General features: G+C 51.5%; 15 protein-coding genes. All 15 read left to right on the plus strand.

The window, feature by feature from the left end; translation table 11 throughout:
- The 15 genes from AC0YOB_RS31690 (at position 1) to AC0YOB_RS31760 (ending at position 18,683) form a co-directional block, all read left to right on the plus strand.
- On the plus strand, positions 1-897 hold the full coding sequence (locus tag AC0YOB_RS31690) for a carbohydrate ABC transporter permease (protein WP_475787789.1): 897 nt from the start codon (positions 1-3) through the stop codon (positions 895-897).
- Positions 898-1,022: 125 nt separating this feature from the next.
- Positions 1,023-2,690 carry a type 2 periplasmic-binding domain-containing protein gene (locus AC0YOB_RS31695; protein WP_475796181.1) on the plus strand — a complete coding sequence of 556 codons (1,668 nt, stop codon included), beginning with the start codon at positions 1,023-1,025 and terminating at the stop codon, positions 2,688-2,690.
- Positions 2,691-2,878: 188 nt separating this feature from the next.
- Positions 2,879-5,110 carry a glycoside hydrolase family 95 protein gene (locus AC0YOB_RS31700; protein WP_475796182.1) on the plus strand — a complete coding sequence of 744 codons (2,232 nt, stop codon included), beginning with the start codon at positions 2,879-2,881 and terminating at the stop codon, positions 5,108-5,110.
- Between the two features lie 232 nt (positions 5,111-5,342).
- On the plus strand, positions 5,343-6,797 hold the full coding sequence (locus AC0YOB_RS31705) for an aminotransferase-like domain-containing protein (RefSeq protein WP_475796183.1): 1,455 nt from the start codon (positions 5,343-5,345) through the stop codon (positions 6,795-6,797).
- Between the two features lie 16 nt (positions 6,798-6,813).
- Complete coding sequence (locus AC0YOB_RS31710; RefSeq protein WP_475796184.1) at positions 6,814-8,022, plus strand: aminotransferase class I/II-fold pyridoxal phosphate-dependent enzyme; 1,209 nt, start codon at positions 6,814-6,816, stop codon at positions 8,020-8,022.
- 421 nt (positions 8,023-8,443) lie between these two features.
- A complete protein-coding gene (locus AC0YOB_RS31715) occupies positions 8,444-10,408 on the plus strand; it encodes an ABC transporter substrate-binding protein (protein WP_475796185.1) in 1,965 nt (654 codons plus the stop codon).
- A 111-nt stretch (positions 10,409-10,519) separates the two neighbouring features.
- Positions 10,520-11,518 carry an ABC transporter permease gene (locus AC0YOB_RS31720; RefSeq protein WP_475796186.1) on the plus strand — a complete coding sequence of 333 codons (999 nt, stop codon included), beginning with the start codon at positions 10,520-10,522 and terminating at the stop codon, positions 11,516-11,518.
- The gene (locus AC0YOB_RS31725; protein WP_475796187.1) at positions 11,515-12,675 is read left to right on the plus strand and encodes an ABC transporter permease; all 1,161 of its coding nucleotides are present in this window, start codon (positions 11,515-11,517) and stop codon (positions 12,673-12,675) included. Before AC0YOB_RS31720 ends, AC0YOB_RS31725 begins: the two co-directional genes overlap by 4 nt.
- Positions 12,676-12,687: 12 nt before the next feature.
- Positions 12,688-13,707 carry an ABC transporter ATP-binding protein gene (locus tag AC0YOB_RS31730; RefSeq protein ID WP_475796188.1) on the plus strand — a complete coding sequence of 340 codons (1,020 nt, stop codon included), beginning with the start codon at positions 12,688-12,690 and terminating at the stop codon, positions 13,705-13,707.
- A gap of 16 nt (positions 13,708-13,723) precedes the next feature.
- Positions 13,724-14,743 (plus strand): ABC transporter ATP-binding protein, encoded by a 1,020-nt coding sequence (locus tag AC0YOB_RS31735; protein ID WP_475769939.1) that lies wholly within the window; start codon positions 13,724-13,726, stop codon positions 14,741-14,743.
- Positions 14,740-15,129: a hypothetical protein gene (locus tag AC0YOB_RS31740; RefSeq protein ID WP_475796189.1), complete on the plus strand. Its 390-nt coding sequence runs from the start codon at positions 14,740-14,742 to the stop codon at positions 15,127-15,129. The genes AC0YOB_RS31735 and AC0YOB_RS31740 overlap by 4 nt, the downstream gene beginning before the upstream one ends.
- Positions 15,122-15,589 carry a hypothetical protein gene (locus AC0YOB_RS31745; protein WP_475796190.1) on the plus strand — a complete coding sequence of 156 codons (468 nt, stop codon included), beginning with the start codon at positions 15,122-15,124 and terminating at the stop codon, positions 15,587-15,589. Before AC0YOB_RS31740 ends, AC0YOB_RS31745 begins: the two co-directional genes overlap by 8 nt.
- Before the next feature lie 7 nt (positions 15,590-15,596).
- Complete coding sequence (locus AC0YOB_RS31750; RefSeq protein ID WP_475796191.1) at positions 15,597-16,361, plus strand: DeoR/GlpR family DNA-binding transcription regulator; 765 nt, start codon at positions 15,597-15,599, stop codon at positions 16,359-16,361.
- Positions 16,362-16,425: 64 nt separating this feature from the next.
- Positions 16,426-17,331: a helix-turn-helix domain-containing protein gene (locus tag AC0YOB_RS31755; protein ID WP_475796192.1), complete on the plus strand. Its 906-nt coding sequence runs from the start codon at positions 16,426-16,428 to the stop codon at positions 17,329-17,331.
- A gap of 338 nt (positions 17,332-17,669) precedes the next feature.
- Positions 17,670-18,683, plus strand: a complete 1,014-nt coding sequence (locus AC0YOB_RS31760) for an NAD(P)H-quinone oxidoreductase (protein ID WP_475796193.1) — start codon at positions 17,670-17,672, stop codon at positions 18,681-18,683.
- The last annotated feature ends 28 nt before the right edge of the window (positions 18,684-18,711 follow it).

Consider the following 18,711-nt stretch of genomic DNA (forward strand, 5'->3'; position numbering starts at 1 on the left):
ATGTCGGCTATGAAAACAGCGATCAGGGATTCAACAGGCGATAAAATATTTTTGACAGCGATTTATGTCGCATTGGCTTTTGTGCTGGTAATTGTCTTATATCCGCTCATCTATATCGTAAGCAGCTCGTTCAGCAGCCCGTCGGCCGTCACATCCGGCCGCGTCTGGCTGTGGCCCGTCGATTTTTCGCTCAAGGGGTATGAGACCTTGTTCCATACCCCGCAAATCATGCAGGGCTATGGCAATTCCCTGTTTTATACGTTAGCGGGAACGGTGATCAGCGTATTGCTGACCATCATGATTGCCTATCCGTTATCGCGCAAAACCTTCTACGGGCGCAATGTGCTCATGATGCTGATTACGTTCACTATGCTTTTCAGCGGCGGCTTGATTCCGACGTACATGGTTGTAAAAGAAATGGGAATGATCGATTCACGGTGGGCTCTGCTCATTCCGAACGCCATCTGGGTGTGGCAGGTCATTATTACCAGGTCATTCTTTCAAGCCTCCATTCCGGATGAGCTGGTGGAGGCCAGCGAAATCGACGGCTGCAGCGATCTGCGCTTCATGCGCAGCGTAGTCGTCCCGCTCTCCAAGCCGATCATTGCCGTACTCGTGCTGATGTATGCCGTCGGGCAATGGAACGCTTATTTTGACGCTCTGATTTACCTCAAATCGGCGGAGCTGTTCCCGCTGCAGCTGATCCTCAGAAGCATCATCGTGCTGAACAACAGCGCAAGCTCCATGGACGCGATGAAAATGGTCGAGAGACAGCAGCTCGCCGAGCTCCTCAAATATTCGTTGATTGTCGTGGCGACGCTGCCTGTTCTGATCATCTACCCGTTCGTGCAGCGCTTCTTCGTCCAGGGGATGCTGGTGGGGTCGGTTAAGGGTTAATAACTGGGGCTTATCCCCATTGATGAAAGGGGTGATTTTTATGTAGTATAGAACCCGGGCCAAAACAACCATAATCATGAGCTTTTAGTATTTTCAGGATACATATTCATAGGGGAGGAAATAAGTTGAAAAAGAGATTGGTAAGCTTATTCATCATCGTCACGATGGTCAGCATGTTCCTGGCAGCATGCTCGGAGAAGAATAATACAACAGGAACGGCATCCAATGCCTTAGCCGGAGCGGGGACAGGGGAAACGGGCGCGAAGCCGGTAGAGATCAGTTTATTTGCCCAGCAGGAGCAGGGCACGGATCTCAAGACGAATAAATTTACGCAATTTCTTGAAGAGAAATTCAACGCCAAATTCAACTGGGAGATCATCCCTTACGACGGCGCCAAAGAAAAACGTCAAATCTCCCTTGCCAGCGGAGACTATCCGGAAGCGTATATGCTGACGGCTTACATCGACCAATTCTCGCAAGGCGATGTTCTGAAGTATGGCAAACAGGGCGTGCTTATTCCCTTGAACGATCTGATTGACCAGTATGCGCCTAATATTAAAGCAGCCATGGAAAAGTACCCTGATTTGAAAGCGTATAACACAGCGCCTGACGGCAATATTTATGGACTTGTTGCTTTCACCCAATGCTTTCACTGTTCATATCCCAACAAAATGTGGCTCAACAGCAAATGGATGAAGCAGTTGAACCTGGAAACGCCAAAAACGACCGAGGATTTCAAAAAAGTGTTGGAAGCGTTTAAAAATAACGATCCCAACGGCAACGGCAAAGCGGACGAAGTGCCGCTTAGCGGATCGAAAGAGGATTTCGGCGTTCATGTCATCCCCTATCTGATGAATGGATTTATTTATGACGACGACCGGAATTACCTGAGTCTTGCCAGCGGAAAAGTGGACACGGTGGCTAACAAGCCGGAGTGGAAGGAAGGTCTGGCTTATATTAAATCCCTGTTCGACGAGGGCTTGATCGATCCGGGCGCGTTTACGCAAAATGCCGACACGCTCAAGAAAATCGGCGAGAATGCCGACGCGCAAATTCTGGGTGCGGCGGCAGCCATGCATCCGGCGATCTTCGTGAATACCGATGCGGGCAATAAGAATGGCAGCGATTACGATGCGATTCCTCCGCTGACCGGACCTCATGCTTCCTATGCGACTCATGATGGCGGCGGCGTTTCATCCGGCGCGAAATTCGTCATTACGAACAAGGCCAGCAAGGAAGCGCAAATCGCTTTGATCAAGATGGTTGATTACATGTTCACGCCGGAAGGCGAAACCAATGCATCAAACGGTATGAAGGGCATCGGCTGGAAGGATCCGGTGGAAGGCGAGCAGGCGCTGGGCAAGGATGTAAAGCCTCAATTTACGCTGATTCCTGCGGTAGAGGGAGCTGCTCCTTCCAATGCGGGCTGGAGCGGCATGGGACATTTCTACCAGCCCAAAGAATACCGTGACAGCTTCGTACAAGGCACGGATATTTACGCGCCGGACGGTTATGAACGAAGACTGTACAATGCGACGCTGCTGTACGAAGGCAAGGAGCCGAAGGAGCTCTTCCCGCTTTGGGCACTGTGGGTAGATGCGGCGGATGCGGATGAAGCGAGCATTCTGCAGACGAACATCAAGAGCTATGTCGATCAGAGCGCGCTTCAGTTCATTACCGGCAACAAGGATCTGGACAAAGACTGGGATTCCTATGTCAAAGGGCTGGAAGATTTGAAGGTCGGCCGTTATCTGGAAATCATGCAAAAGGCGTATGACGCTTCATTTAAATAGGTTTTCATTTGCGGAGCAGGGGCTTTCGTTCAATATGAAGCCTCTGCTTCCATGATCACATCCCATATGATATCCTTTAAATCGTAAGTCCTCCCGCTCTTGTCAAGGGAGGGCTTTTTAACCAAATCATAAGAAGATGAAGAAACCTGCTTCAGGAGCCAAGGAACGGCGTTAGAAAGGTGGTCAAAATGATGCAAAACCGTATCAATAATCCGGGGGAACTAGCAGGAAAATTATCCGGTGCCCCTGAAAGCAGGCTCTGCCTGTGGTACAGACAGCCGGCTGAGGATTGGATGCAGCAGGCGCTGCCGGTCGGCAACGGGATGCTGGGGGCGATGATCTTCGGCGGAACGCAGCGGGAGCATATCCAGTTCAACCATAAGACCCTCTGGACGGGGTCGGCGGAATCATTGGGCAATTACCAGAACTTCGGGGATATCTATCTGGCGTTCCCGGATGCAGAAGAGGTAGCAGGATACCGGAGGGAGCTGGACCTTGCGCAGGCCGTGTCCCGCGTCAGCTACAGCATCGGAGCAGCGCGGTTCGAGCGGGAATACTTCAGCAGCAGCCCGGATGATGTGATTGTGGCCCGGTTTACATGCAGCGAAGCGAACAAAATCAGCTTTACCTTCAAGCTGGCGGACAGCCGGGATGGCATTATTGCCTATTCGGGAAACCGGGCCAGGCTGACAGGGAAATTGACGGTTCTTTCCTATGAAGCGCAGTTTCTCATCCAAAGTGAAGGCGGTTCCATTGCTTCAGACGAGAATGGAATTATCGTAAGCAATGCCAATGCCGTTACCATTCTGGCGGCAGCGGGAACCGATTATGATCCCCACTCTCCAAGTTATACGGGAACGGGACTATCCACAGCGCTTACGGAGAAAATCAATGAAGCTGCTTCCAAGTCGTACGGGCAGCTGTTGGAGCGGCATAGGGACGATTACCAGGCGCTGTTCGGCAGGGTTCAGCTCAGTCTGAATGAACAGAAACCGGAAATTCCGACAGACGAGCTGCTCGCCGGATATTCCGCAGGCGAGCTTAATCCCGCATTGGAAGTGCTCTATTACCAGTACGGGCGTTATCTGCTGATCAGCTCTTCCCGGGGGCTGCCGCTTCCCGCGAACCTGCAGGGAATCTGGAATAACTCCAACACGCCGCCATGGCAAAGCGATATTCATACGAATATTAATGTACAGATGAATTATTGGCCTTCCGAATCCGCGAATCTGTCCGAGATGGACAAGCCTTACCTGGACTTTATCTATAATCAGGCCATTGTTCAGCCCGTATGGCGCAGCACGGCGCAGTCGATGGGCGCAAGGGGCTGGACCGTTTATACGCAGATGAACATTTTCGGCTACTCCGATTGGCGGTTGAATAATCCCGCCAACGCGTGGATGTGCATGCAGCTGTGGGAGCATTACCGGTATACGCTTGACCGTGATTATCTGGCGCGTAGCGCCTATCCCGTCATGAAGAGCGCTTGCGAATTCTGGCTTGACCGCCTGGTCCTCGCTCCGGGCGGCAGCTGGGTGGCGCCGATGGAATGGTCGCCGGAGCATGGCCCTGACGAGGATGGCGTCGCCTATGCGCAGCAGCTGATCTGGGATCTGCTGAGCAATACGATTGAGGCAAGCAAGGTGCTGGATGAGGATGCGGCATTCCGGGAATCGCTGGAGACGAAGCTGGGCAAGCTGGATCCCGGCGTGAAGGTTGGCAGCTGGGGGCAGCTGCGGGAGTGGAGGATGACGGAGGACGATCCGGACAACTCGCACCGACATATGTCCCACCTGATGGGCGTATTCCCCGGCAGGCAGATATCTCCTGCGCTGGATCCCGCATTGTCGGATGCGGCCAAGGTTTCGCTGGAGGCGCGGGGCGACTTCTCGACCGGCTGGAGCATTGCCTGGAAAATGAATCTCTGGGCGCGGCTATTGGACGGAAACCGGGCCTACCGGCTCTTGACCCATGCTTTGAGAGTGACCACGGTGTCCGAGGTGACGATGGATGCCAGCCAGGGCGGCGTCTATGCGAATTTGTTCGACGCCCACCCGCCTTTTCAGATCGACGGCAACTTCGGGGCGGTCTCGGCTGTCAACGAGCTGCTGATGCAAAGCCATCTGCATGCGGTGCAGCTCCTGCCGGCTCTTCCGGACGCCTGGCCAAGCGGGCATGTGCATGGTCTGGCAGCCAGGGGCGGCTTCGTAATTGATATGGAGTGGGGGCGGGGGACGCTGAAGCAAGCGGTAATCCGTTCAAGAAAAGGGCAGAAGGCGGTTATTCAGCATCCTTCTTTTGCACATCACCAACCATCTGTCACCGATCAGTCGACAGGCTCTCAGGTCGAATATGAGTTATCGGGAGATACGCTGTCCTTCCCGACTGCCAGCGGGTCAGGCTATGTTATTTCGCTATAATGGCGAATAACCGGCAGGGCTGGGTACAACAGCTTCTTCACCAAGTGACAAGCAGATAACTCGCTTGTAACATCTGCGAAGCATCGGAAGACGTTTCCGCACGCGGAGCTCGCACAATTACCGTTGATACAGCGGGCGAACCGCATGAACCACGACCGGATTAAAAATCCAGGGCCGTGGTTCTTTTTTTAACCCTCCTTCTGTGCCATGATAGCTATGGGGGCGATGAACCGTGTTTAATGATTTTAAACTCATAGATGAACGTCCGGTAGCCATTCAAGTAAAGGACTACATGAAACGGTTAATAATAAAAGGCGCCCTGCAGGCGGGGCAGAAGCTTCCGTCCACGCGCGAGCTTGGCGGGCTGCTGAAGGTCAGCCGCAATACGGTGATGGCGGTCTATGCGGATCTGGAGGCGGACGGCTTCGTCTATGTGCTTCAGGGCAAAGGCAGCTACGTGGCAGCGCTCGCCGATAACGCCAGTGCGGCAGCTCCATCCTGGCGGATGGACTGGGCGGCCCGGTTGAACGGGAATGCCCGGCTGGCCGAGGAGCTGGATCTGATGAAGCACGGCATACGGGCGGACAGGGGAACGATTTCCTTCACCAGCATTGCGCCCGACGAGAAGCTGTTTGATCTGGATAATGTGAAGCGGGCTTTTCTGGACCGGATGTCAGTGGAGGGCAATGTGCTGCTGAATTACGGTTATGCCAAAGGCTACAAGCCCCTGATGGATTATTTGCTCCGCTACATGGATCATAAGGGAGTCGATCTGAAAGGCAAGGATATTCTCATCACGAACGGGTTTACGGAGGGCTTCGACATTGTATTATCGGCCCTGAGCAGGCCGGGCGGCTCCGTGATCTGCGAGAATCCGACTCACCATACGGCGCTCAAGAACCTCAAGCTGCACGGGTTCGACATAACCGGGATCGCAATGGAGCGGGACGGGATCCACCTCGGGGAGCTGGAGCGGGCGCTTGCGCAGCGTGCCTATGATTGCGCGTATTTCGTTCCGTCTTATCATAATCCCACGGGCATTGTGATGTCGCCGGAGAAAAGGCTTGCGCTGATGAAGCTGATGGAGCGCTATCAGATTCCGATTATAGAGGATGGCTTCAACGAGGAGCTGCGTTACTCGGGCTCTCATGTGTCGCCGCTCATTGCAGCGGCCGGCCAGGGCAACAATGTGGTTTATATCGGCAGCTTCTCCAAGGTGCTGTTTCCGGGACTGCGCGTAGGCTGGGTGCTGGCTGACCGGGAGCTGATCTATTATTTGGAAAGCGTCAAGCGGGCCCGCAGCATTCATACCTCTACGCTGGATCAGTCGATTCTGTACCAGTATCTGTACAACGGCAATCTGGAGAAGTATTTGAAGAAAGCGAGAGCCGAGTATAAACGCAAATACGAATGGACGATGCACTGCTGCCGGGAGCATATTCCCTATACCTCGCTTTCCGGAGACGGGGGGCTGCACCTGTTTGTCACATTCCCGGAGGGCTTCAGCACAAGGGAGCTGCTGGATGCATGCCGGAAGCAGGGCGTTATCTTTACGCCGGGCGATATTTTCTTCACGGACGGCGGAGGGCAGAATACGATGAGGATCGGATTCTCCCGGGTATCCGATGAGGATATCGGCAGGGGAATCCGGATAATCGGCGGGACGGCCAAACAAATGATGAGCTGAAGGGGAGCGTTTGAGAATGGAAGTTAACACGATGAGCATGAATGATTTTATCACGCCGCATGTACGGGATATCCCCCTTTCGGGGATCCGCAAGTTTTTTGAACTGGAGGCAGGCAGCGATACGATATCGCTTGGCGTGGGGGAACCGGATTTTGTAACGCCTCTGCATGTCAGAGAGGCCTGCATGCGGGCATTGGCGGAAGGCCGAACGATGTATACGCCCAATGCCGGTCTCCTGGAGCTGCGCGAGGAAATAGCCGGTTATCTGGGCAGCAGCTTTCAGCTTCGGTATGACCCCGCGAGCGAGGTGCTGGTGACGGTTGGAAGCAGTGAAGCGGTTGATTTGGCCCTGCGGACATTGATCGGTGCCGGCGATGAGGTTCTTCTCAGCGCCCCCAGCTATATTGCGTATTCGCCGATTGCCAGTCTGCATGGGGGAGTCGTCGTCGAGGTGGAGACATCGGCCGAGCGGCAGTTCAAGCTGACGGCGGAGGCTCTGCAGGAGCGGATTACGCCCCGTTCCAAGGTGCTCATCGTGAATTTCCCGAACAATCCCACCGGAGCCGTCATGTCCAGGGAGGATTGGCTGCCCATTGCGAGGCTTGCGATCGCGAACAATCTGATTGTCATCTCCGATGAAATCTATGCGGAGCTGACCTATGACCGGCAGCACTTCAGCATCGCATCGCTCCCGGGAATGAAGGACCGGACGATCGTGATCAGCGGATTCTCCAAGGCATTCGCAATGACCGGCTGGCGGGTTGGATATGCCTGCGGCAATCGGGAGCTTATTGCCGCCATGCTCAAGATCCATCAGTACACCGCCATTTGCGCGCCTGTGCTGGGGCAGATTGCCGCAATCGAGTCGCTGCGCAGCGGCCATGCGGAGAAGGACCGCATGATCAGCTCGTTCAAGGAGCGCCGGGGCTCGTTCGTCCAGGGGCTGCGGGAGATTGGCCTGCCTTGTCATGAACCGCAGGGCGCCTTCTATGCTTTTCCTTCTATTAAACACACCGGACTCACCTCGGAGCAGTTTGCCCTGAGTCTGCTGAAGGAAGCCGGAGTTGCAGCCGTTGGAGGCGGCGTGTTCGGACCGGGAGGCGAAGGCTTCATCCGCTGCTCCTACTCGGTTTCACTGCCGAAGCTGAATGAGGCGCTTGCGAGGATGGAGCGGTTCATGCGGATGCACTTCCCCCATAATAACGTTTCCCCGTGTTTAGCTTAAGTGTTGTACCCCATCCTTTTGATTCTCCCATGGAATGGTTGTCATGATGACACCGTTCCATGGGTTTTTTATTCTTATAGAACTTATTTGCTTTACCCTCTCAGGAGCCTCGTATCCATGACCCCAAGCTCAAGGTATCCTTCTGCGGATTCCGATTATATCCGATTATTTCCGTTTATGGGACAAGACAATTGTTAAAAGTTGTCTCAATAGACTATAAAAATGTCTTAGTAGACGATGTCAGATACGTTTCAACCCATTATTCTAAAATAGGCAAAAAGAAAACGTTTACATGTAAATTTATACTTATTTTAGGAGGATGGAGGGAGGTTGAAGAAGGATAAATAATCAAATTTTATAGTGGAACAGTGTAAGGCTGCAATAAAAAAACTCAAACATTTTCAAAAATGGAGGGCAAAAGATGAGGAAAACGAGTTTGATCATCCTCTCAATAATACTCGCGGCTATTGTATTATTAGCTGGTTGTGAGGATTCTGCAACGACTGTCAATACCCCTGCAGCCGAAGAGAACAAGACCCCCTCAAACAATGCCGACACGGAACAGACACCTGTAGTGGCTGAACCGGCAGAGACGGCTGAATTGAAGGAGATTACCGAGTTCAATCAATCTCCTTTTCTGAATGACAAATCCCTGCCACCTGTCAAAGACCGCCTTCCGAAGGATTACAAGATCACCAATGAAATGCCGGCAAGCCTGCTGAAATATGAGAATGGCACCTATGGCGGCACTTTAAGAACCATTACCTCTGCTGTTGACTGGGATGCCGATGTTTTTGTTATGAATGATGAGCCTCTCATCAACACGCCCGGTATCCTTGGAGAAGAAATAACGGGCAATGTGGTGAAGGACTTCAAGATGAGCGAAGACCAAAAGACGTTCAGCTTTGTTATGCGAGAGGGACTCAAGTGGTCGGATGGCCAGCCCGTTACAACGGATGATGTCAAATTCACAGTTGAGGATGTCCTGTTGAATACGGACATAACGCCCATCTTTCCGGTTTATCTTCGTGGAGGGGGCGTTCCGGAAGGCGCGCCGTTCAAGCTTGAGATTGCGGACCAGTATAACTTCAAGCTGGTTTTTGACAGGCCCTATGGCGGTCTTGCAATCCGTCTAGCCATTCAAGGCTGGAGAGGCTACTCCGAACTGCTGCAGCCGGCACATTATCTGAAGCAGTTCCATACCAAATACACACCGCTTGATAAATTGGAGCCCTTAATTAAGAAAGCCGGGTTCCAGCCTGGCGAGTGGGCGAAGCTGTTCAATGAAAAGGACATTACCAGCGGAGAACTGACGAGTAAAAAGGCCATCGGCTTTCCTGTCTTGTATCCGTGGGTTTTTGTGAAAAGTACTGAGACAACCGCTACTTTCGAGAGAAATCCTTATTATTTCAAAGTAGATACGGCAGGGAATCAGCTTCCATACATCGATAAGATTGTGAGCACCATGGTGCAGGATATCGAAATGGTCTCATTGAAAACCATTGCCGGCGAAGTGGATTTTTCCCGTGAATCGGCTGCATTGGTCAAAATGCCCCTGTATAAGGAAAATGAAAAAAGCGGCTACAGGGCTTTACTTGCCAATATGCATGTCACGCCAACGGATATTTTCCTTAATATGACCTTCGATGATAAATCCTGGCAAAGTGTTGTGCAGGATGTACGTTTCCGCAAAGCGCTCAATATGGCATTGGACCGGGATGAGATTATCGATGCCATCTATTATGGCTTTGCCGCACCGTCCGTTATCGCTGATCCAACCTTCAATGTCGATGAAGCAAATAAACTGCTTGATGAGATGGGGATGAAGAAGGGCGCTGACGGAATACGCACGGCCCCGGACGGCAAGAAATTTACGATTCCCTTTGAGGTAGGGGCACAGGCTCCGGATATCGTTCCCATGACACAGCTTGTTGTCGAAATGTGGAAGGCGCTGGGGTTGAATGTAACGATGAAAACCATTGACCAAGCCCTCTGGACCACCCGCAACACCGCAAATGAGCTTCGGGCGACCATGATCTGGACACATACCCCCCTGTGGTATATGGGCGACTGGGGTATCGGAAACTGGGCGCCAGCCTGGGAAAGATGGCGCACAACTGGCGGCAAGGAGGGTGTGGAGCCGCCGGCCGAAGTAAAAGCCCTATTCACTCAAATTGACACCGCGGCGGCTGCGGCGCCGGCAGAGGCACAGAAAATTTTTGCGCAAATCAGGTCGGACTTTGTAGAGAAGAACTGGTATTTCGTCCCGATTGAAGAAGTGAAGCAGCCATTGATCGTCAATTCCAAGCTGCATAATGTTCCAACTGAGGAGTCCTTTGCTATTGCCGCAAACTTTAGCGGGGAACAGTTCTGGTTCGGTAACTAGACGGATGTCCGCATGAGAGAGCCCGGCGGGTTTTAGTAGGGGCTGGGTTCTCTCAAACATTGACCTGGAATAACAAGAGGCAGGAATGCTTGGCATGAAGGAGGAAAGTGCTTGTTAAATTATATCGGTTATCGGGTTCTTCAACTCATTCCGCTGCTGGTCGCCATCAGTATTATTGTGTTTGTCATCATTCAACTGCCGCCGGGCGATTTCCTGACCACATACATTGCCAATTTAAAGCTATCCGGTACGGATGTGAATGACAGTGCCATTCTTAATTTGAAGCTGCAGTATGGTCTTGATGAGCCTATGTACATGCAGTATCTGGTATGGATGAAGAATATCATTCTGCACGGAGATTTAGGGCGTTCCTTCCAATGGAACATGCCGGTAACGGAGGTGATCGGCGAGCGGTTGGCCCTGACCATGACCATATCCATTATTTCGCTTATTTTCGTGTGGATCCTCGCCATACCGATTGGCATTTATTCAGCAACAAGGCAATATTCGGTTATGGATTATGTATTTACGTTTATCGGCTTTATCGGTCTTGCTGTTCCCGGTTTTCTTATCGCCTTGATCATTGTTTATGCGGTTTTTGCCCAGACCGGGATATCCATAACGGGCTTATTCTCGCCGGAGTATCAGGATGCGCCCTGGAGTATCGATAAAGTGTTGAATATGCTCCCAAGACTTGCGCTGCCCGTCGTTGTAATCGGGATGAGCGGAACAGCAGGCCTCATCCGTGTCACCAGGGGAATGCTGCTCGATGAGCTCAGCAAGCAGTATGTGATCACAGCCAGGGCAAAAGGCGTCTCTGAGCGTAAGCTGCTATTTAAATATCCAGTCCGTATGGCGGTTAATCCCTTAATCAGTACCATAGGATGGACTCTTCCCGCGCTGATTTCCGGTGAAGCGATTGTCTCCATCGTGCTCAATATGCCTACAACAGGACCGATGCTGCTCAAGGCGCTTATGTTCCAGGACATGTATCTGGCCGGCAGCTTCCTGCTCATTATTAGTGTATTGACCGTAATTGGGACGCTTCTCTCGGATATTCTGCTGGCGGCACTGGATCCGAGGATTAGATATGGAGGAGGCACTGAATGAGCGCGATCACCCAGCTATCGAGCAGATTTCGGAGGAACAGGAAGCCAAGGCCCGACAAAAAAAGCAGGCTTGAAAATGTGGAAGTAGCCTCTCAATGGCAGCTCATGTGGTGGAAATTTAAAAAGCATAAAATGGCGGTCGCTGCAGCCATTATTCTTCTGCTCTTTTATTTGGCAGCCATCTTCTGTGAATTCCTGGCACCAGGCGTTCCGGCCTTACGGTATCCTGAATATAAAAATGCTCCGCCGCAAAAAATCCATTTCATCGATAAGCAGGAAGGCTTCAGCCTGCAGCCCTTCGTCTATGGCCTCAAAGAAGAAATGAATGTGGAAACCTTCCGCCGCACCTTTGTTGAGGATACATCGCGGAAGTATCCGATTTCCTTCTTTGTCAAAGGCGAGCCTTATAAAATGTGGGGGTTTATTCAATCGGACATTCATCTGATCGGCCTTCAGGATTCCAATGAGGCATTCATTCCGCTTGGTACAGATCAGCTTGGCCGGGATATGTTGTCGCGGATTATTTATGGATCCAGAATTTCTCTTTCCTTCGGGCTGCTTGGTATTGTATTTACCCTTATCCTTGGGCTGCTCCTGGGCGGATTCTCCGGTTATTTGGGCGGGGTTACCGACACCATCATTCAGCGGACAATTGACTTGTTGATCTGTATTCCCACCATTCCCTTATGGATGACGCTCGCAGCGGCGCTGCCGAGGGACTGGACAGCGCTGCAAATTTACTTCGGGATGATCATCATCTTCTCCGTTATCGGCTGGACGGGTCTTGCCCGGGTGGTGCGGGGGAAAATTCTTTCCTTGCGCGAAGAGGATTTTACAATGGCGGCCCGGCTCTCGGGCGCTACGGATATACGCATTATCCGCAAGCATCTTCTTCCGTCCTTTGCCAGCTATATTATTGTCAGTACAACGCTATCGATTCCTGCGACGATAATCGGGGAAACATCGCTTAGCTTTCTGGGATTGGGGCTTCAGGCGCCAGTCGTCAGCTGGGGCGTGCTGCTGCAGGACTCGCAGAACCTGGAGACGCTTGCGCATCATCCGTGGCTGCTGATACCCGCTATCTTCATTGTCATTGCCGTACTAATGTTCAATTTTCTGGGTGACGGCCTGCGTGATGCGGCAGATCCCTACAAGTAGAGGAGGCTTTCCATGGTTGTTAGCGGGGATATCGTTCTGGAAGTGAAGGATCTCACCACACATTTTCATCTGGATGAGGGTATTCTGAAAGCAGTGGATGGCGTGGATTTAACGATTAAGCGGGGGAAAACGCTCGGGATCGTCGGTGAAAGCGGCTGCGGGAAAAGCGTGACCTCCCAGGCATTATTACGCATCGTACCCAAGCCGGGAAAAGTGGAAGGACAAATTCTGCTGAGCAGGAAGAAGGATCATGATCAGGCCAGAGTTACGGATCTGGTCAAGCTTGATCCAGTGGGAAAGGATATCCGCGATATTCGGGGCGGCGAAATTGCTATGATTTTTCAGGAACCGATGAAGGCGTTCTCGCCCATTCATACGATTGGGAATCAGATTATGGAAGCCATAATGCTTCATATTACCAATAATGAGGAGGAAGCTAAAGAAATTGCTATTCAGACCCTGAAAAATGTCGGGATGTCCAATGCGGAGCAGCGGATGAACGAATATCCCCATCAATTATCAGGAGGAATGAGACAGCGGGCGATGATCGCGATGGCGCTCTCCTGCAAGCCCTCGATATTGATCGCCGATGAGCCTACAACTGCGCTGGATGTGACTGTACAGGCGCAGGTTCTGTATTTAATTAATGAGCTTAAGGCCAGGAATAATATGTCTGTCGTCTTTATCACGCATGATCTTGGGGTCATTGCCGAGATGTCGGATGAGGTGGCGGTCATGTATCTGGGCAAGGTTGTGGAATATACAGATGTCGATACCTTATTCCATGGAGCGCAGCATCCTTATACAAAGGCTCTGCTTAATTCGATACCAACCATTAATAGAGAAAATGAGCGGCTTGAATCCATTGAAGGAACAGTACCTTTTCCGATGAATCTTCCGGCGGGATGCGGTTTTTATACACGGTGCAAGCATGCGATCGATGGGGTATGCAATCGGGAGGACATTCCCTTGATTGAAGTGAAGGAAGGGCATCGCGTCAGATGTGTGCTGGCTGAAGTAAACCTGGAGTAGAGGAGAAGAGGCGGCTATGGAAACATTGGAACGGGTTCTGGACGTCAAGGGGATGAAGAAGTATTTTCCGATTACAAAAGGCTTTTTTCAGCGGACGGTCGGCTATGTCAAAGCGGTTGACGATGTGAGCGTGTCTATAGGTCCCGGGGAAACCTTTGGTTTGGTCGGGGAGTCAGGCTGTGGTAAAACAACCCTGGGCCGTTGTATTTTGCGGGCTATTGAACCGACCTCGGGCGAAGCGCAGTTTCAAAAGCGCAATGGGCAAATGGTCGATATTACGAAGCTTGATACCAAGAGCCTGCGTGCGATACGAAGAGATATGCAGCTTATCTTCCAGGATCCCTATTCTTCGCTTAATCCAAGAATGACCGTACTGAATATCGTGGGGGAGCCCCTGGTATGCAATAACCTGGCCAGCGGAGACGAACTGAAGGAACGCGTTCGCGAGCTGATGGAGCTCGTCGGGCTAAACAGCCGCCACATGGAGAGATATCCCCACGCTTTCAGCGGAGGGCAAAGACAGCGGATCGGTATTGCCCGTGCATTGGCCACGAATCCCAAGTTTATCGTGTGTGATGAAGCGGTATCCGCCCTCGATGTATCCGTGCAGGCCCAAATCATTAATTTGCTGCAGGATTTGCAAGCCAAACTGAATTTAAGCTATTTGTTTATTTCCCATGATCTTGGTGTCATTCAGCATATTTCCAATCGGGTCGGCGTCATGTATGTCGGCAAGATGGTGGAAACAGCCGGCACCAGGGAGCTGTTCAACCGTCCCATGCATCCCTACACGGAAGCGCTCTTGTCGTCCAAACCGATACCGGATCCCCGGAAGAAATCCAACCGGATTATCCTTGCGGGGGAGGTGGCCAATCCCGCCAATCCTCCGTCCGGCTGTTATTTTCATCCGCGCTGCCCCTATGCCCAGGATGTTTGCAAGAAAGAAAGTCCGCCCTGGGTCAAGGTGGATGAGGGTCATTACTCCGCCTGTCATTTCGCTGGAGAACTCAGCTTGAGGGGAGTTGATCATTTATGACGCCTATTCTAATTACCATCCTTGGCTTTCTTATTCTTCTGGGACTGGCCATGGCAGGTTTGCTATGGTACCTCAGAACCATAACCGGCGTACTTGTCGTCAGCAAGCATGAGCAGCTGGAGCGGATAGCAACGCTGAATGATATTCCTGAGCAATGGAAGGCCAGGTATAACGGGCGGATTATGAAGCTGCATCAGCGAGGAGACCATGTGAAGTCCCGGAAGCTGCAGGAGGCGGCGAAAAGAAGTTATGTAAGAAGACTGAGGCGGCTTTCCCTGTATTTAAGAAAAACACGGCTTGTCGATAGTGAAGAAACAAGAGCCTATACGCTTATGCTGCTCGATTCGGTCAGGATGAAGTGGGAGGATCAATCCTCCCATGGATGAGTTTTTGAAAAGGAGTAACAGACAGGCAAAGGCGGGCATTTATTCTTATTTGCTATCCTTTGCGACAAGTGCTCTGGGGATTTATCTGTGGTTCGAGCTGCGTGATTTGATTTCCAGTTTGCTGATCGTCTTCAATATCAATCCTTCAGCATGGCGTGCGATTGACAACTTTTCCTTTCTTTTGTTGGGTATTCTATGGCTCGCTTGCGTATTCTTTGTACAGCATGTCTATCACAAGAGCTACCTGGCAGGCTGCCTGTTTCGCCGCGTCTGGCTCGTGATCGGCATCCAGATGCTCATATGGTCTGTTATTCGGCTGATTTCCGTCCTTGTTCGATCCGTGATATTGGATGCGCTGGGCTGGACTATCCTGATCTGCATCGGAGGTGTCGGTATATACCTGATTTATTACACCAGATATAAGCGGGCGGCCATGAATGCAGAGGAGATCAAGGGGTGATGAAATCATGCTTGCTGCTGTGAGATACCAGCGGATTGTCGACCTGGTCAATGAGCGCGGGAGCGTTCGGGTAACGGAGCTCAGCGAATTATGCCAGGTAACGGAGGAAACGATCCGCAGGGATTTGGGCAGGTTGGAAAGCGAAGGCAGACTCTACCGCAGCTTCGGGGGAGCGCTAGGGATTCGAACGTATACGCCGGAAATCTCCTACAAGGAACGGGAGATAACCAATATCAAGGAAAAAAGCAAAATTGCCGAAGCGGCTATCCAGCACATCGCACCTCATGAGCGAATTGTTCTGGATGCGAGCACAACGGCTTGGTACATGTCCTCGAAGCTGCCTGACATTCCGTTAACCGTCATCACCAACTCACTCAAGGTGAGTCTGGAGCTCAGCATGAAGAAGAATATTCAGGTCTTCAATACAGGCGGTACTATGCTCTCGCATTCGCTGTCCTTCGTGGGTCCGATCGCTGAAAAAACAGTGGATGATTTCCATGTGAATAAAGCCTTTATCTCCTGCAAGGGTGTGCATCTGGAACGCGGGATCAGCGAATCCAATGAAATGCAGGCGAGGATCAAGAAAAAAATGATGCAGATGGCTGAAGAAGTGTATGTATTGGCAGACTACAGCAAATTCGACATTCAGTCCTTCGTTTCTGTAAACGGCTGGCAGGGTATTCATCATCTGATCACTGATGCCAAGACCAGTCCGGATATAATAAATCAACTAAGAGGCAAGCAGATTCAAGTCATTCAATTAATGGAGTGATCGTACAATCCGGGTGAGTGTTCACTACTCAAACTTCAGCATACTTATGCAAAGGGGAGTTGGCATGCTCAATTACTCGAATCATTCATATTTGGATGAACATAAATTACCCTTCTCGATCTCCCGTGTTTTTCTGGATCAACATAATAGTCCATCGATGCAGGAGCATGATTTTGTTGAGCTGGTTTTTATCGTACAGGGCGATGCGAGGTATATTTGTGAAGGGGAATGTTATGATATCCATACTCGTGATGTCATTATTATCAATCCGGGTGAAACTCACAGGTATGAGGTAGGACAAGGCAAACCATTTGAAATGATCAAATGCCAGTTTAACTCCGAGTTCATCAAGGAGAGTTTATTGCGGCAGCTGGAAATCACAACCTTAATGGACTGTTCATATGTTCACTCCTTGTTGAATAAAGGGGAGCGCCGCTATAACCGGTTGAATCTCAAAAAGCAGGATAGCATGCGCGCCATATCACTGCTGAATTGCATACAGCTGGAGTGGAAATTCAAGCAAGCCAACCATCATACCCTGATTAAAATTCTGGTGCTGGAGCTTCTGGTGCTGTTGTCGCGCTACAAAAGCCAGAATACATCCTTCCAGCCGGAACCCAGGCTCCAGCGGAGCAGTCACAACCGGATATTAACACGCCGGGTTAACGGCTTTCTCGAGCATCACTATGCCGAAAAATTGTCCATATCCTCCATATGTGAACTATTTAATATAAGCACGCGTCAAATGAATCGTATTTTCAAAAGAGAAACAGGACAGACGCTCACGGAGCGTGTGCATGAAATCCGCATTAACCGGGCCAAGCAATATTTGATGGAAAGCGATGAGAAGGTCATTCAGATTGCGATTCTGGTGGGCTATGAGGATCCTACATTCTTTTCCAGTCTTTTTCGCCGGCAGGTAGGCTGTCCTCCGGGGAAGTTCAGGAAATTTTATCAAGAGCTGGGGTGAGCCCTTCCGGACGGTCCAATTTCTGTCGACGTGCAGCCGGATATTCAGGCAAAGCTGTTGTCCGGGCTTAACAAAGAAGGTGATTCAAGGGCTTAATAGTCAATCATGTTAATCAAAGAAACGGTTTGAGCGGGAGATGCTTCTCTTCCTGCTCAGGCCGTTTCTTCTTGTTTGATGAAGATTTGCCCGGCCGTCAGGGGCAGTCAAGTTTCCCAGGGAAAATTGAGTCGTCGATACTTGAGTGCTAAACTAAAAAAGAAAACACTCAAGCACCATGAGCTCGACACGGGGGATAACGCATCGATATGTCCCGATTATGAATCAAGGAGGATGTCCTATTGAGAGCAATAATAGTTGAACAGCCCGGAGGGATCGAACAATTGAAGGCAGGGGAGTACCCGAAGCCGGCTCCCGCGGATCGCGAGCTATTGGTCCGCGTAAAAGCCGCGGCCATCAACCGGGCGGATATTCTCAAGCGCAGGGGGCTTTATCCGGCAGCTGCAGGCGCAAGCCCGATTCTGGGTCTGGAAATGTCGGGGGTAGTTGAGCAGGCGGGAGCGGCTTGCGAAGGCTGGAAGGCTGGCGACCGCGTATTCGGGCTGCTTCCCGGCGGAGGATACGCGGAATATGCCGTCATTCCCGGGGAGATGGCGATGCGCATCCCTGACAGGCTGTCCTTCGAGGAAGCGGCGGCCATTCCCGAAGTATTCCTGACGGCCTATCAAACCCTGTTCTGGCAGGGCGGTCTTGCGGCCGGTCAATGGGTGCTGATTCATGCAGGAGCAAGCGGAGTAGGGACGGCTGCCATTCAGCTTGCAAAGCATAAGGGGGCCAAGGTCATTGTCACTGCGGGAACCGACGAGAAGCTGACGGTCTGCCGGAGCCTTGGCGCCGACATTGCGGTTAACTACAAGCAATCTTCCTTTGACGAGGAAGTTAGGCGGGCAACAGGGGGACAGGGAGTCCAGCTCATTCTTGATTTTATCGGCGCTTCCTATTGGGAGCGGAATATCGCCAGCCTTGCTGTCGACAGCCGGATGGTGCTGATCAGCTCGCTTGGCGGCTCCAAGGTGGAGAATGTAGACCTGGCGGCGATTTACGCCAAGCGGATCACCATCATCGGAACGCTGCTCTCCACGCGGAGCGTCGAATATAAGACGCAGCTAACGCGCGATTTTGTCCGGGATTCCCTGCCTGCTTTTGCCGACGGGAGTCTGAAACCCATTATTGACACCGTTTATCCGCTGGAGGAGGTCGGCGAAGCCCACCGGCGCATGGAAGAAAACAAAAACATCGGCAAGCTTGTGCTGACCGTACAGGATGAAAGTGACCCTGACTCAACCTCCTCCTGAGCCGGGGGAGTTTTTCTTTTGCGCCAGC

It is taken from the genome of Paenibacillus sp. JT31N17, from assembly GCF_056269255.1.